The organism is Acinetobacter sp. 24-47-47, assembly GCF_057737035.1.
Map to the genome: position 1 here is coordinate 2,909,497 of NZ_CM173216.1, position 13,020 is coordinate 2,922,516.

The following is a 13,020-nucleotide window of genomic DNA, read 5'->3' on the forward strand; positions in this document are numbered from 1 at the left end:
CGCCATGATCGTCTTTTATTCAGAAGATAAAAATCATTGATTAGATGATTCTTGCCTGCGATCAGGTTATACATTTGATATACCCCACCGTGGCAAAATCGTCCTTGAGTGATGAGGTAACAAGAACTGAATGAAAAGTTGGGCATAACGTAAAAATGTAATTTGTGTGATGCAGATAAGAATTTCGCATAAGGTGTATTATGTTAATTTTAGAAAATCTTTAAAAAATTAAATTTAGGAATTAATAACATGTATGAGAATTACACACGTCAAGCTTTGCCATCAAAAAAATATAGAGAACTTATAGGAACGGCTATTTGCGTATTTAATTCAAATAATAGCTTTGTGATCGAAAACATCTTAAGAGTAGATCAGACTGGTCAATATGAATGGCATAAACTTATAGACAAAGTATCAGGTCGGCTTAATGATGATATTGAACAGACGATCACTGCCAATTCTGACGATACTATTGCAAAACTTTTTAGTACTATTGTTGATAGAAGAAATCGAATAGTACATAGCTTTCAAATTACAGCTCCAGCAGGTACTACTGATGATCCAGATAATCAAATGCTAGCAACTAAGCATAAAGATGGAACACAAGAGATACTTACTGAAGAATATTTAATAGAATTCATAAAGATGAATGAAGAACTTGCAACTAAATTGCATCAATTTAGAGGCTTCTAGTTGCTCTATTTAACATAATGGCTGTTATGCGAAATTCCATAGATATTTTAATTCTCTTGAAAATAAATATTTATAAATCAAATATCTCTAAAAGGAGCTGTTTCTAATACTTTTTTTATCTCATTTTCTTTTTTTACTTTCCATTGATCACTGATTAAACCAAAAAGTTCAATTTGTTTTGAAAAAGCGAGTCGACGGAAATCTTGTCCTCTAGTTCTATTCTTAAGTTCAAACTCAAACGAATAGCTAGATATAAAATTATCCATTATCCAATAAAGCAACTCTTCAAAATCCTTAGTTGTTTTTTCAAAAAAAACTTCTCCTCTTTCTTCAGAAATATACCAATATTTATTTTCATGGATTAATACATATGGAGCTCCATCATTCTGAACTGCGGGCCAAACTCTTTTTTTTCCCAGCCCAATTTTTTCACAAATTTGATCAACCTTACGTTGAATTTCTAAAAATGTAAGCATTATTCTTTGATTCTCCAAATGTTCTTAATATCTATTTAACATAAAAACTCTTATGCGAAATTAAAGGTAAGGGTCAATATTGCTCATAGCTTTAAGAACGTAATATTCTTTTTCTCCTACAGGAGCTACGTAATCTATAGCTTGCTTAGCAGCATCAACTCCCTCTAGTCGAGCAATTACCCAACTAGCTAGATAGACAGAAGATAAACACCCACCTGCTGTAGCAATATTGTCTTTAGCGAAAAATGGCTGATTTAGAACTGATGTACCAGACTCTATTACCCAGGGTTTTGTAGTGACATCGGTACATGCTGGAATATTATTGAGCAACCCTAGTTTTGAAAGAATTAATGTTCCAGAACATTGAGCACCTATTAGTTGCCGATTTGGATCTAGATTTAGTAGGCTCATTATGTCTTGATCTACTGCAATTTCTCGTGTCTTCATTCCACTTCCAATAAGGACTACATCCGCTTCATTGGCTTCTTCTAAAGAACAATGTGACTCTATTAAGACTCCATTCATGGAACGAATATATTTATTATCACTAGCTATACTGACTTTCCAATCAGGCTTTTTAATTCGATTTAAAATTCCTAAAGCAATGAATGAATCGAGTTCGTTAAATTGATCAAAAGTTAAAATAGTTATATGCATTTAATTAAGCCTTTTAAGGTCTGTGATACGGCTACTTCATAGTTAAAATTAGCATATCTTATTTTTTCAGACATAAAAAAAGCCCAACATCCTGTTGGGCTTTTTTACGTATTTGATGCGTTGGTATAACTCCTGTCGTACCTGCATATTCCATTGCTACGATTTCTTATTGTTATCTGGAGCATCCTGCTCTCTATGTGTTCATCATAGAAAATTGAGGGGGATTGGTATAGACGCAAAATACTTGAATGAATGTGAGCCAAGGCGTACAAAATTGATTAAAACTTATCCCAAAAGTTGTCCGCAGAAATTGGGGATGAATTTGATCTTAAAAGGCATATATCTTATAGGGAATTGCGGTTTCTGATCACTTTTTGAACAATTTTATTGGCAAGAAGTATCAAAATTGCTCAAAAAGAAACCGACATGTTTCAAAGTCGGCTTTTTGCTGTTTTTCGGGGTCGGTAAATATTTTTAAGTTATTGATTTTGAATGATTATTATGATTGCATTTCGCATAAGCTCTATTATGTTAAATGGGGGGATTTATTTAATCCGCTTACCATCTTTATCTATGATGATTTGACCATCCTCTTTGATAAAAGCTCCTAATTGAGGCGCAGACAAAATATCTAAAACGAGTTCAGATGGTCTACATAGTTTTACACCTAATTCAGTCACTACAAATGGACGGTTAATTAAAATTGGATACTCAACCATAAAATTAATAAGTTGTTCATTTGTCCAGTGCTGCTGATCCAACTTGAGCGTTTCAAAGGGTTCTACATTTTTACGAATGGATTCACGTACAGAAATCCCTGCTTTTTCAATTAAATTAATGAGTTCAATCTTACTCGGAGGGGTAAGAAGGTATTCAATAATTTCAGGTTCTTCTCCTGTATTTCGAATGAGAGCTAATGTATTTCTTGATGTTCCGCAAGCTGGGTTGTGATAGATCTTAACTTTCGATGACATTGGATTAACTCAGAACTTAATAATATTGCATTTATATATGGATATGCGTATATTCGCAATAGCATATATTGGAGTGTAGATGATGGATCAAGCAGATTTCTTTAAATGCCTATCTGACCCGACACGTCTAGATATTTTAAAAATTATTTTAGCAAGACAAAATGTATGTGTTTGTGAAATCACAGAGATCTTACAACTGAGCCAACCCAAAATTTCTCGTCACTTGGCTTTACTCCGTAACCTCTCAATTTTGCTAGATGAGCGCAAGGGACAATGGGTGTATTACCGATTAAATCCTGATTTACCAGAATGGGTAAATGCAGTGCTCAATGTCTTAAATGATGAAGTACTGAATAAACCTGCAAGCAACTTATCTATCTCTATGCAATGCGAGTAATTCAATGTCCGGATCAAAGCTCTCATTCTTAGATCGAAATCTAACGCTATGGATTTTCATTGCCATGACATTAGGAGTAGGTATTGGTGTATTTTTTCCTCAAGCATCTGCGGTACTCGATCAATTAAGCATTAATTCAGTGAATATCCCTATCGCAATAGGGCTTATTTTGATGATGTATCCACCACTTGCCAAAGTAGACTATGCGACTTTGCCTAAAGTCTTTGAGGACAAGCGAACCCTTACATTATCTCTCGTTCAAAACTGGCTAATAGCACCTTGCTTAATGTTTGGTTTGGCAATCATTTTTTTATATGCCTATCCTGAATACATGACTGGCCTAATTCTCATAGGCTTAGCCCGATGTATTGCGATGGTCCTCGTCTGGAACGATCTGGCATGTGGGGATAATCAATATGTCGCTGCCTTAGTCGCGTTTAACAGTATCTTCCAGATCTTATTCTTTAGTACTTATGCTTGGTTATTCTTAACCTTCTTACCACCATTCTTTGGGGTAGAAGCACAAATCATTAATGTGAGCTTTTGGACAATTACCCATGCTGTTCTTATTTATCTAGGTATTCCGTTCTTACTTGGGTTTTTAACCCGACTGATTTTGGTTAAAAAGAATGGTTTGGCTTGGTATCAGGATAAATTTATCCCAAAGATTAGCCCAATCAGCCTTATTGCCCTTTTATTCACGATTGTAGCCATGTTCAGTCTTAAAGGTGGTGAAGTGATTAGCCTTCCTCTAGACGTGCTTAGAATCGCTATTCCTTTGACAATTTACTTTGTTGCGATGTTCTTCATCAGCTTCTTTATGAGTAAGTGGATGGGTAACGATTATCCTAAAACAACTGCTATTTCCTTTACTGCGGCAGGCAACAATTTTGAATTAGCACTGGCTGTAGCGATTGCCACTTTTGGATTAGCTTCACCTGTGGCTTTCACAACCGTGATTGGTCCGCTTGTTGAAGTTCCTGTATTGATTGCCTTAGTGACAGTTTCGCTATGGCTGAGAAAAAAAGTGTTTAAAGAGGCATGAGTCGAATGAACCTACCAAATATTGATCCTAGTCTTTTAGAAAAACCGACTTTAGAAAAAGTTCAGGCAAAAAACCTTGAACATCCTCCAAGAATACTGCTTCTGTATGGCTCAAATCGTGATCGATCATATAGTCGTTTAGCTATTCAGGAAGCTGGTCGAATTCTTGAATATTTTGGTGCGGAAGTTAAAATTTTCCATCCAAAAGGGCTACCTCTGCCTGAAGATGGTGATATGCAACATCCAAAGGTCAAAGAATTACATGAGCTGTTAGCATGGTCAGAGGGCATGGTTTGGTGTTCTCCTGAGCGTCATGGTTCAATGAGTTCAATATTGAAAGCTCAAATTGATTGGATTCCATTAGCAGCGGGTGCAATCCGTGCAACGCAAGGTAAAACCTTAGCTGTAATGCAAGTTTGTGGAGGTTCGCAATCCTTTAATGCTGTAAATCAATTACGTATTTTAGGGCGTTGGATGCGTATGATCACGATACCAAATCAGTCCTCAGTCCCTAAAGCATTTCTAGAGTTTGAAGAGGATGGTCGTATGAAGCCTTCTTCTTATTACATGAGGATTGTCGATGTGATGGAAGAACTTTATAAATTTACGCTTTTAACCAGGGGACAGTCCTCATATCTCACTGACCGTTACTCTGAACGTGTAGAAAGTGCAGAAGAGCTTTCAAAGCGTGTGAATCAAAAGAGTATTTAGATTTCCTAAAATTAACATAATACACCTTATACGCAATGATTTTTTATTAAATACAAATCAACAACTTATATCGATATAAAAACCCAGACCTATAGATCTGGGCTTTTTTATAGATTCTTCACGTTCCACGCTCATTTATTAAGCAATGTTTCACATTAATATTAAGTAGAACTTTATAAGTCTTAAATTCCGTACTTCACACGGTACGCTTCCATTTTCGCTAAAGCATCTTTGTCGCCTTTAGCATCTAAGTAATCCATTAAATCTTTCATTGTGATAAGCGCATGCACAGGAATTTCAAGCTCTTTTTGAACTTCTTGAATCGCAGACAATTCACCCTGACCTTTTTCTTGACGGTCAAGCGCAACCAATACACCCGCTATTTGCGCGCCTGCATTTTTTAAAATGGTCACAACTTCACGAATGGCTGTACCCGCAGTGATCACATCATCAATGATCCACACCTTTTTACCTTCTACCGAAGCACCCACAAGCACACCACCCTCACCGTGATCTTTAGCTTCTTTACGGTTGAAGCCCCAAGGTACACTTACACCGTGGTTTTGTGACAATGCTACAGCCGTTGCAGCGACAAATGGAATCCCTTTATATGCAGGGCCAAATATCACTTCAACGTGATCACATTCAGTTAACTTTGCTGCATAGCCAGAAGCCAAGCCAGTTAAGGCTTCACCGTCATTTAACAAACCGGCGTTGAAAAAATAAGGACTCACACGACCTGATTTTAAAGTAAACTCACCAAATTTAAGCACACCACGTGATAATGCCAGTTCGATAAAAGCTTGTGGATTAAATGCCGCTTGCGCTGTCATGAGGTGCTCCATTTATTAAATTGAGGTTAAACTCGAGCATGATACCAAAGAGTAGCTATCCTAGTGATCAAAAAATTTTACGTGTCGTATCAATCAACGTAAATGGTCTTCGTTCTGCAGAAAAAAAAGGTATTTTTGACTGGATGGCAACTTCAGATGCCGATGTCATTTGCATGCAAGAATCCCGTATTACACACGAACAATGGACAGATAAATTTAAGCCAGAAGGTTGGTATACACACCTATTCCCAGCTGAGCGTCCTGGCTATGCTGGTACCGCAATCTATAGTCGTTTGCCGTTTATCTCAGTTACCGATGGTCTGGGTTTTGAATTGGCTGATTCACAAGGTCGTTTTATCTCAGCAGAATTTGATCTAGGCTTAGAGAAAACAGCTCATATTTGCTCACTCTATTTACCATCAGGTTCTTCTGGTGAAGAAGCACAAGCCCGTAAAGATCACTTTCTAAATGAATACAAGCAGATCTTGAAACAATGGCGTGATGAAGGTAAATCTGTGATTGTTTGCGGTGACTACAATATCGTACATAAACGCATTGATATTAAGAACTGGTCAGGCAATCAAAAAGCTTCAGGTTGTTTACCACATGAACGTGCATGGCTCGATCATATTTATGATGATTTAGGCTATGTCGATACCTTCCGTGAAGTGCGTAAAGAAGCAGAACTTTATTCATGGTGGTCAAACCGAGGGCAAGCCCGTGCCAAGAACGTGGGTTGGCGGATTGACTATCAAGCTTGCTCACCAGATTGGAAAGATCGTACTGTGAATGCATGGGTATATAAAGAAACGTGGTTTAGTGATCATGCCCCTGTCATTATCGATTATAAAATTTAGTGCCGTGCAAACTGAGTGAACAACTGTTTACTAAATGCACGCTAATTGCTCACAAATCTTGTCGTGTTAACGTATTTTTATTCCGACTAATTCAGTGCATTATTGTCGCACGGCACAGGGACATGTCAGGATGACAATAGGGATTGGAAGCCGTAGGATGAAAAGAAAATAAATTTCGGTTTATTTTCCAAGGATGAAGACATTGGACGTTGAATTGAGACCCGCATGATCAGGATGATTTAATGCGGGTTTTCTCTATTTAAAAGATCAATACAAATTTTAAGATAAGAAATTTTCCACCATTTTATTGATAACCACCATGAAGCCACACTGTAGATTTCAAACCTATTTAAAATATTCTGATCACATTTATGTTTTTGCGTAAATTTTGCTAAGCTCTAGACTGATCACAATGAATAAGACTGTTAGAGATGATTAAAGTTTACGGCATTAAAAATTGCAACTCGATGAAAAAAGCATTCGATTTACTCAATGAGTTGGGGCTTAGTTATGAGTTCCACGATTATAAGAAACAAGGTATTGATGCTGAAACAGTACAAAAATGGCTAAAGGATCTTGGTGCTGAACTTGTCCTCAATAAAAAGGGAACGACTTGGCGTAAATTGTCTGAGGAAGATCAACAAATTGCCCTTGCATCTGAACAGGGTTTGATTGAAGCACTGACTACACATACGAGCCTTATTAAAAGACCAGTGATCACTACTGAATCAGGCTATGTAGTAGGTTTTGATGAGAATGCGATAAAAGCATTAAAGAAATAAGAAATAAAAAAAGCCTAGCAACTACTCGGCTTTTTTATGAATCTTAAATTAGTTCACGCGTACCCAAGTTTGGTTACGACCAAGCGCTGATACGCCGATGAAACCACGAAGTTCGAGCTTTTGACCACCGTCTTTCAATGAACCCTTCAATTTGTAAGTTTTTCCAGATTGTGGGTCTAAGATTGAACCACCATCGTAATTCGTTCCACCTACATTTTTAAGACCCTTCACAATGGTTAAACCTTTTAAAGATTTCTTGTGATAGGGACCTTCACAGTTCGTACATGAATTTTCTTGACCCGGTGTGACAACACTCTGAATCGTTGCATTCAATGTTCCGTTTGGCTGTTCAGTGAATTTTACAAAAGCTTTAGCTTTTTTAGTTTTCTCATCAATCGTATTCCACACGGTACCATTGAGTGGATCTGCAGCATTTGCAAATACTGCTGAAGCGAGTAATCCTAACGCTAGTGCAATTTTTTTCATTGTTTTTTGTTTCCCTTGCTGAATTGACTTTAATATTATTAAAAATTGATAACATTTAAGCAATTTTTGAATGTGACTATTTAGTGTACCATTGTAATGCTGTGTGCTGATAATAAACATAATTTCATTAATATGGAAAAACAATGAAGATCAATCCGGTTTTGAAACAATACATAACAGAGTCTTTTTTAAAAACGAGTCTTCGCTTTCCGAGTCGCTTTAATCTTCCCCCCACCGTACTTCGTGTTGCCTTAGAGCAGATGACGCGTGTTTTTCCACAGTCCAAAGATGTCAGTATTCGAAAACTAAGAATCGCAGGTATTCGTGCCGAAGAAATTTTGCCTCAACCTGAAACGACTCAGCTCATTTTTCACATTCATGGTGGCGCATTCTTTTTAGGATCGTTAAATACACATCGCGCATTGATGACTGAAATGGCACTTCGGACTCAAATGCAAGTGCTACATATCGATTACCCTCTTTCACCTGAACAACGTTTCCCCGATCTCGGAGAAGCAATCTATGATGTGTACCAATTATTGGTAGAGCAAGGTGCTCAACCGAAAGATATTATTTTATCTGGCGATTCTTGTGGTGCCAATTTAGCACTTGCACTGGCTTTACGTTTAAAAGAAGAAAATCCAAAACTTCTTCCAAGTGGCTTGATTTTAATGTCACCCTTTCTTGACTTAACTTTGACCAGTGAATCTCTACGCTACAATCAAAAGCATGATGCTTTATTGTCAATTGAAGCTTTAGAAGCAGGCATAAATCATTATGTTCCTAAAGGTGTAGATGTCTCAATTCCCGAAATTTCCCCAATTTTTGGAGATCTCAAAGGATTGCCACCGACATTGGTTCAGGTGGGTTCAAAAGAAATTTTGTTAGACGACTCTACGCGATTTGAAGAAAAGGCTAAAGCAGCTGGAGTGGATGTTGAGTTTAAGTTATACACCGGTATGTGGCATAACTTCCAAATGTTTAGCGCTTGGTTTGATGAAGCAAAGCAAGCTTTGACCGATATCGCAGAGTTTGCCCATCGTTTGGATAAAGACTGATTGAATCAAAACTGAAGTAAACATAAAAAAGAGTAGCGTAAGCTACTCCTTTTTTATTCATTTAGAATAAGTATGAGACACCAAATCCACCATGATAACTTCGATCGGATCCACTTAGGTCTACACCGATGCTTGCATCTAACTGCGCACGATCATTCAAGGCATAGATTAAACCAGATGCCAGTCCATACTCTCGCTCTTGGCTTTCTTTCTTGGTAAATACTGCTTCAGAATAGCCCGATAAATTACCCACGATTTTATACCCAATAGTAGGTACAGCAGTCACCGACCAGTCACTATTTTGAGCCGAATAGAACATTCCTATTCCTGTCGTTACAGTATCGTTATATTGATACTCAACAGATGAGCCCAAAGTATAAATATCATCAACATAAGTAAAACGATCATTTCCTGTTGCGATTTTAGCTTGTGCCAAAATTGCCATTTTCAGTTGATCATCTTGTAAGTCAACGTGATGCTTAATCCCAACAGAAACATCACCTAAACCATCATGGTCATCAGTTCGATTTTGGATTCGGGTCCGCTCCCACGCTGGGCCATCCCAACCCAATTGAAGCTCAGTATTCTTACTCAATCCCGTACGCAACAGGACATCAGCATTGAGTCGCAATGATTTATTTCTAAAACCATTTTCAGTACTTTCAACATACTGTGCAGTTGGAAGTCCCTGCTCCCATGCCAATTGACCTACGGGCGTAATGCCTGTGCTGAAACTCGTACCAGGTCGATCGAAGGCAAAATCTGCAGCCATCGCACTTACACTCGCGGTTGAGCAAAGTATCAAGCTCAGTTGTTTTAATTTTGTCATGGGGCACCCAAATTAATTTAATTCTTTCGTCATTTTTGCGCCACGGCTACGTAATAACTCGAGTGTCTCACGTTCTTCCGGTAAAGCCTGTGACCAATCAATGGTATCAAAATCGCAGTCGAAAAATAAATCACTAATTGAACTCAGAATGGTATTCCCCTCTTCATCTTTGGTATTAGGATCAACTTGATGATCAAGTAATCGTTGTACTGCAGGCACACATGCAGCACTCGCAGCATCCCAAAGTGGCCCGTAACATTCCTCTGCATCCCATAAATGGAAATTAGCTTTCGCTGCAATCAGTGCATCTAGAATATCAAGATGTACTTGTAATTTCTGTTGTTTTTCTTCTGTTGAAAGCGCATTTCCTTGCTCATACGCTTCACAAATTTCTTCCCACCATTGAAATAAAGTGTCTGACCACACAGAAACCGCAGGGCCTTTCTCTCCTGCGATAAAGTTTGGATCTAAACCTTCTGCTAACAGGCGCTGTACCTGTGCTAGGTCTAATTCTTCTAAGGCCTGTAAAAACACTTGTTGATGTGCAGTTAGCATTTACTTTCTCTACTATTTATCTATAACGACATTATGCCTAATAATGCAGATCATTATTCAATTAAATAAATCAAAACTGTTCATTCAAAATTTTATTCAAAAAAAAAAGCCCCGAAGGGCTTTTTGCTATTCCACATCCACTTCATCTTCTTTCAGTTGGATGGGCGCTCCACGAGGGTTCTCTTTTTTCTCGAATACATGTTCAAGACTACGCTTTAATCGGTCAATCGCACCATGAATCGCTGTGTCGATATTATGACCTCTGTGATTGACCACAACTGGTTTTAGTCCAGCTGGGCGAGCTTCGATCATACATTGAATATCGTCTGCACCGCCTTTATGGGCATTTTCATCACTTAAATGAACCGAAAAATGGGTAATTCTTTCACTATGGCGTTGAAACTCTGTATTTAGTTCTGCACGTACATAATCAATTAATCGCTCACTGTTTTGAATATTCTTATCTGTACGGATTTCTATGTTCATAAATATCATCCTCACTCTTCTTCTGAATCATTTTTGTGCAAAACTTTTTATCTTGGCACGTTTGTAGCTTGCAATCTAATTGCATCGAACATCTTCAATTGCTGTTTGGAATACGTCCCTCCACATTGAATGATGAACACTTTTTGAGTCTGCAGAATCGTGTCCTTATACTTTGAATATCGGGCCTAACTCAAAAATATGCAAGTGGTATTTTAAAAAATTAATAAAAGGATTACTCATTGTGACAAGTACTTACTTACGCGGACAGGCGCTTATTGATTCGATTCAAAATGCACCTTATTCCAGAGACTTAAGAGGTTATGGGGCGAATCCACCTCATCCTCATTGGCCTAATCAAGCGCGTATCGCAGTACAATTTGTCTTAAATTATGAAGAAGGTGGTGAAAACCACATTGAGCACGGTGATCAAGGTTCAGAGCAATTTTTATCTGAAATCGTTGGTGCTGCCAGTTTTAATGCTAAGCATATGTCAATGGATTCTATGTATGAGTATGGGTCAAGAGTCGGTTTTTGGCGTATTCATAATGAGTTCAAGAAACGTCAATTACCCATGACTATTTTTGGTGTGGGAATGGCTTTGGCACGTCATCCAGATGTGGTCGAAGCAATTAAATCTGCGGATTACGATGTGGTGTCTCATGGTCAACGTTGGTTGCATTATCAGAATATGGATATTGAGACCGAAAGGCAGCATATGGATCAAGCCATTAGTGTACTTGAAACGCTATTCGGACAAGCCCCAATCGGTTGGTACACAGGTCGAGATAGTCCCAACACACGTCAACTTTTAACTGAATTTCCTCAAATCAAATACGACTGCGATTATTACGGCGATGATTTACCTTTTTGGACACAGCTCACCCATCCCAATGGCGAGCTGCATCCGCATTTAATTATTCCTTATACCCTGGACACCAACGACATGAAGTTTAGTTCAGCAGGAGGCTTCAATCATGGTGAACAGTTTTATCAATATCTAAAGGATGCCTTTGATGTCTTGTATGCCGAAGGGGGAACTGCACCAAAAATGATGTCTATTGGGATGCACTGCCGTCTTTTAGGACGCCCAGGACGCTTCAAGGCACTACAACAGTTCTTAGACTATGTTCAATCTCATGAACATGTTTGGATTTGTCGTCGTGGAGATATTGCGCAACATTGGATCGATCATTTCGCACCATAATTTCACATTCACGAGAAAAAGAGTGCTTTATAAGGTGCTCTTTTGATCTTTTTTCAGTCACTTTTTCCACCAAATCTACGTTGGCATTGTTATTGCAATTTAAGCCTAAAGTTTCAATGTATAGGTTTGAATTGTGTTGCTTTCAGAATTTAATCAAACATCTGTTGAACATCAGAAAGCATTTTTATTGCAATGTGTTCATATCCCACGATGGGGCGAGGAAATCATTCATTACGGTCCTTTTGACACACGAGAAGGACTATTAAAGTATGCTGAACAACATGCCATTACATGGACATGGGATGAAATTTTAGCAGCCCTAAATACACACCCAAGGATTGGCGAAAGAAAAGCAAAAATTGAATTATCAGAACAAGAACAAACTTTTTCAAGGCGTGAACAAGCACGCATCACACATGATCAAGAAGTTCTAGATGCGTTATATAAAGGCAACTTGGCCTATGAAAAAAAATTCGGTTTTATTTTTCTGATTAAAGCTTCTGGTTTGAATAGCGAAGACATTCTGACTGCATTGGAATACCGCTTACTAAACGATTTTGAGACCGAAAAAAGAATCGTCCATCGCCAACTTTTAGAAATTGCTTTACTGCGCCTCTCACAGGAAATTCAAGCATGATCAGCTCACATATTTTAGATACCCACCTTGGACGTCCTGCAAGTAATGTTGAAGTTAAGCTTTTTTCTGCGTCTGGAGAGTTATTAGCGATAGCCAAAACCAATTCTGATGGACGTGTGACAGCAGCAGATTTTGGACTCGATCAAATTGATGTCGCTGAATACAGCATCGAATTTATGACACAAGCTTATTTCTCAGCGCAGAACATCCCAACTTTTTTTCCTAAAGCCGTCATTCATTTTTCAGTAAACGATGCTCACCAACATTACCACATTCCCTTGCTCATTAGCCCTTATGCCTACTCCACCTATCGTGGCAGCTGAGCACTCGCAAATTTAAAA

Annotated in this window: 18 protein-coding genes; 10 read left to right on the forward strand and 8 right to left on the reverse strand. The window is 38.1% G+C overall.

Annotated features, from left to right (window positions below; translation table 11 throughout):
• Nucleotides 1-249 precede the first annotated feature (249 nt).
• Nucleotides 250-693, forward strand: coding sequence for a selenium binding protein (locus tag AC1M9E_RS13680; protein WP_481607201.1), 444 nt, complete (start codon nt 250-252; stop codon nt 691-693).
• 77 nt (nt 694-770) lie between these two features.
• Here AC1M9E_RS13680 and AC1M9E_RS13685 read toward each other — a convergent pair whose 3' ends face one another.
• The 3 genes from AC1M9E_RS13685 to arsC form a co-directional block, all read right to left on the reverse strand.
• The gene (locus AC1M9E_RS13685) at nt 771-1,169 is read right to left on the reverse strand and encodes an Imm63 family immunity protein (RefSeq protein ID WP_481607200.1); all 399 of its coding nucleotides are present in this window, start codon (nt 1,167-1,169) and stop codon (nt 771-773) included.
• 60 nt (nt 1,170-1,229) lie between these two features.
• On the reverse strand, nt 1,230-1,826 hold the full coding sequence (locus tag AC1M9E_RS13690) for a DJ-1/PfpI family protein (RefSeq protein WP_481607199.1): 597 nt from the start codon (nt 1,824-1,826) through the stop codon (nt 1,230-1,232).
• A gap of 545 nt (nt 1,827-2,371) precedes the next feature.
• Complete coding sequence (gene arsC, locus AC1M9E_RS13695) at nt 2,372-2,800, reverse strand: arsenate reductase (glutaredoxin) (RefSeq protein WP_481607198.1); 429 nt, start codon at nt 2,798-2,800, stop codon at nt 2,372-2,374.
• A gap of 82 nt (nt 2,801-2,882) precedes the next feature.
• On the opposite strand from arsC, the gene AC1M9E_RS13700 reads away from it, so the two are divergent.
• The 3 genes from AC1M9E_RS13700 to arsH are packed head-to-tail and all read left to right on the forward strand — an operon-like array spanning nt 2,883 to nt 4,952.
• Nucleotides 2,883-3,197: an ArsR/SmtB family transcription factor gene (locus AC1M9E_RS13700; RefSeq protein WP_035264683.1), complete on the forward strand. Its 315-nt coding sequence runs from the start codon at nt 2,883-2,885 to the stop codon at nt 3,195-3,197.
• Nucleotides 3,198-3,201: 4 nt separating this feature from the next.
• Nucleotides 3,202-4,242, forward strand: a complete 1,041-nt coding sequence (arsB, locus tag AC1M9E_RS13705) for an ACR3 family arsenite efflux transporter (RefSeq protein WP_481607197.1) — start codon at nt 3,202-3,204, stop codon at nt 4,240-4,242.
• A gap of 5 nt (nt 4,243-4,247) precedes the next feature.
• Nucleotides 4,248-4,952, forward strand: coding sequence for an arsenical resistance protein ArsH (arsH, locus tag AC1M9E_RS13710; protein WP_481607315.1), 705 nt, complete (start codon nt 4,248-4,250; stop codon nt 4,950-4,952).
• A gap of 182 nt (nt 4,953-5,134) precedes the next feature.
• Here arsH and pyrE read toward each other — a convergent pair whose 3' ends face one another.
• The gene (gene pyrE, locus AC1M9E_RS13715) at nt 5,135-5,785 is read right to left on the reverse strand and encodes an orotate phosphoribosyltransferase (RefSeq protein ID WP_481591958.1); all 651 of its coding nucleotides are present in this window, start codon (nt 5,783-5,785) and stop codon (nt 5,135-5,137) included.
• A gap of 38 nt (nt 5,786-5,823) precedes the next feature.
• On the opposite strand from pyrE, the gene AC1M9E_RS13720 reads away from it, so the two are divergent.
• Together AC1M9E_RS13720 and AC1M9E_RS13725 are read left to right on the forward strand one after the other, a co-directional pair.
• Nucleotides 5,824-6,642 (forward strand): exodeoxyribonuclease III, encoded by an 819-nt coding sequence (locus tag AC1M9E_RS13720; RefSeq protein WP_092766525.1) that lies wholly within the window; start codon nt 5,824-5,826, stop codon nt 6,640-6,642.
• A gap of 431 nt (nt 6,643-7,073) precedes the next feature.
• Nucleotides 7,074-7,424, forward strand: a complete 351-nt coding sequence (locus tag AC1M9E_RS13725; RefSeq protein WP_035264692.1) for a Spx/MgsR family RNA polymerase-binding regulatory protein — start codon at nt 7,074-7,076, stop codon at nt 7,422-7,424.
• A 48-nt stretch (nt 7,425-7,472) separates the two neighbouring features.
• On the opposite strand, the gene AC1M9E_RS13730 is transcribed toward AC1M9E_RS13725, so the two are convergent.
• Nucleotides 7,473-7,910: a DUF2147 domain-containing protein gene (locus AC1M9E_RS13730; RefSeq protein WP_035264927.1), complete on the reverse strand. Its 438-nt coding sequence runs from the start codon at nt 7,908-7,910 to the stop codon at nt 7,473-7,475.
• 143 nt (nt 7,911-8,053) lie between these two features.
• Here AC1M9E_RS13730 and AC1M9E_RS13735 point away from each other — a divergent pair, with 143 nt between their 5' ends.
• A complete protein-coding gene (locus AC1M9E_RS13735; RefSeq protein ID WP_035264694.1) occupies nt 8,054-8,968 on the forward strand; it encodes an alpha/beta hydrolase in 915 nt (304 codons plus the stop codon).
• A 61-nt stretch (nt 8,969-9,029) separates the two neighbouring features.
• Here AC1M9E_RS13735 and AC1M9E_RS13740 read toward each other — a convergent pair whose 3' ends face one another.
• From AC1M9E_RS13740 to AC1M9E_RS13750, 3 genes are all read right to left on the reverse strand, one after another.
• Nucleotides 9,030-9,797, reverse strand: coding sequence for a transporter (locus AC1M9E_RS13740; RefSeq protein ID WP_481607195.1), 768 nt, complete (start codon nt 9,795-9,797; stop codon nt 9,030-9,032).
• Between the two features lie 12 nt (nt 9,798-9,809).
• Entirely contained in the window at nt 9,810-10,352 is a 543-nt protein-coding gene (locus AC1M9E_RS13745) for an ankyrin repeat domain-containing protein (protein WP_035264700.1), read from the reverse strand.
• Between the two features lie 126 nt (nt 10,353-10,478).
• Nucleotides 10,479-10,838 carry an HPF/RaiA family ribosome-associated protein gene (locus tag AC1M9E_RS13750; protein ID WP_035264715.1) on the reverse strand — a complete coding sequence of 120 codons (360 nt, stop codon included), beginning with the start codon at nt 10,836-10,838 and terminating at the stop codon, nt 10,479-10,481.
• A gap of 241 nt (nt 10,839-11,079) precedes the next feature.
• Between AC1M9E_RS13750 and puuE the strand changes: the two genes are divergently transcribed.
• From puuE to uraH, 3 genes are all read left to right on the forward strand, one after another.
• Nucleotides 11,080-12,042 carry an allantoinase PuuE gene (puuE, locus tag AC1M9E_RS13755; RefSeq protein ID WP_481590159.1) on the forward strand — a complete coding sequence of 321 codons (963 nt, stop codon included), beginning with the start codon at nt 11,080-11,082 and terminating at the stop codon, nt 12,040-12,042.
• A 133-nt stretch (nt 12,043-12,175) separates the two neighbouring features.
• Entirely contained in the window at nt 12,176-12,679 is a 504-nt protein-coding gene (gene uraD, locus AC1M9E_RS13760; protein ID WP_488224860.1) for a 2-oxo-4-hydroxy-4-carboxy-5-ureidoimidazoline decarboxylase, read from the forward strand.
• On the forward strand, nt 12,676-13,002 hold the full coding sequence (gene uraH / locus AC1M9E_RS13765; RefSeq protein ID WP_035264724.1) for a hydroxyisourate hydrolase: 327 nt from the start codon (nt 12,676-12,678) through the stop codon (nt 13,000-13,002). The genes uraD and uraH overlap by 4 nt, the downstream gene beginning before the upstream one ends.
• Nucleotides 13,003-13,020: the final 18 nt, after the last annotated feature.

Coding starts and splice junctions, on each gene's coding strand:
- AC1M9E_RS13685 (WP_481607200.1), bottom strand. CDS start 1,169: ATGCTTACATTTTTAGAAATTCAACGTAAGGTTGATCAAATTTGTGAA.
- AC1M9E_RS13725 (WP_035264692.1), top strand. CDS start 7,074: ATGATTAAAGTTTACGGCATTAAAAATTGCAACTCGATGAAAAAAGCA.
- arsB (WP_481607197.1), top strand. CDS start 3,202: ATGTCCGGATCAAAGCTCTCATTCTTAGATCGAAATCTAACGCTATGG.
- AC1M9E_RS13700 (WP_035264683.1), top strand. CDS start 2,883: ATGGATCAAGCAGATTTCTTTAAATGCCTATCTGACCCGACACGTCTA.
- AC1M9E_RS13735 (WP_035264694.1), top strand. CDS start 8,054: ATGAAGATCAATCCGGTTTTGAAACAATACATAACAGAGTCTTTTTTA.
- uraH (WP_035264724.1), top strand. CDS start 12,676: ATGATCAGCTCACATATTTTAGATACCCACCTTGGACGTCCTGCAAGT.
- AC1M9E_RS13740 (WP_481607195.1), bottom strand. CDS start 9,797: ATGACAAAATTAAAACAACTGAGCTTGATACTTTGCTCAACCGCGAGT.
- arsC (WP_481607198.1), bottom strand. CDS start 2,800: ATGTCATCGAAAGTTAAGATCTATCACAACCCAGCTTGCGGAACATCA.
- pyrE (WP_481591958.1), bottom strand. CDS start 5,785: ATGACAGCGCAAGCGGCATTTAATCCACAAGCTTTTATCGAACTGGCA.
- AC1M9E_RS13690 (WP_481607199.1), bottom strand. CDS start 1,826: ATGCATATAACTATTTTAACTTTTGATCAATTTAACGAACTCGATTCA.
- AC1M9E_RS13730 (WP_035264927.1), bottom strand. CDS start 7,910: ATGAAAAAAATTGCACTAGCGTTAGGATTACTCGCTTCAGCAGTATTT.
- arsH (WP_481607315.1), top strand. CDS start 4,248: ATGAACCTACCAAATATTGATCCTAGTCTTTTAGAAAAACCGACTTTA.
- AC1M9E_RS13745 (WP_035264700.1), bottom strand. CDS start 10,352: ATGCTAACTGCACATCAACAAGTGTTTTTACAGGCCTTAGAAGAATTA.
- AC1M9E_RS13720 (WP_092766525.1), top strand. CDS start 5,824: ATGATACCAAAGAGTAGCTATCCTAGTGATCAAAAAATTTTACGTGTC.
- AC1M9E_RS13680 (WP_481607201.1), top strand. CDS start 250: ATGTATGAGAATTACACACGTCAAGCTTTGCCATCAAAAAAATATAGA.
- AC1M9E_RS13750 (WP_035264715.1), bottom strand. CDS start 10,838: ATGAACATAGAAATCCGTACAGATAAGAATATTCAAAACAGTGAGCGA.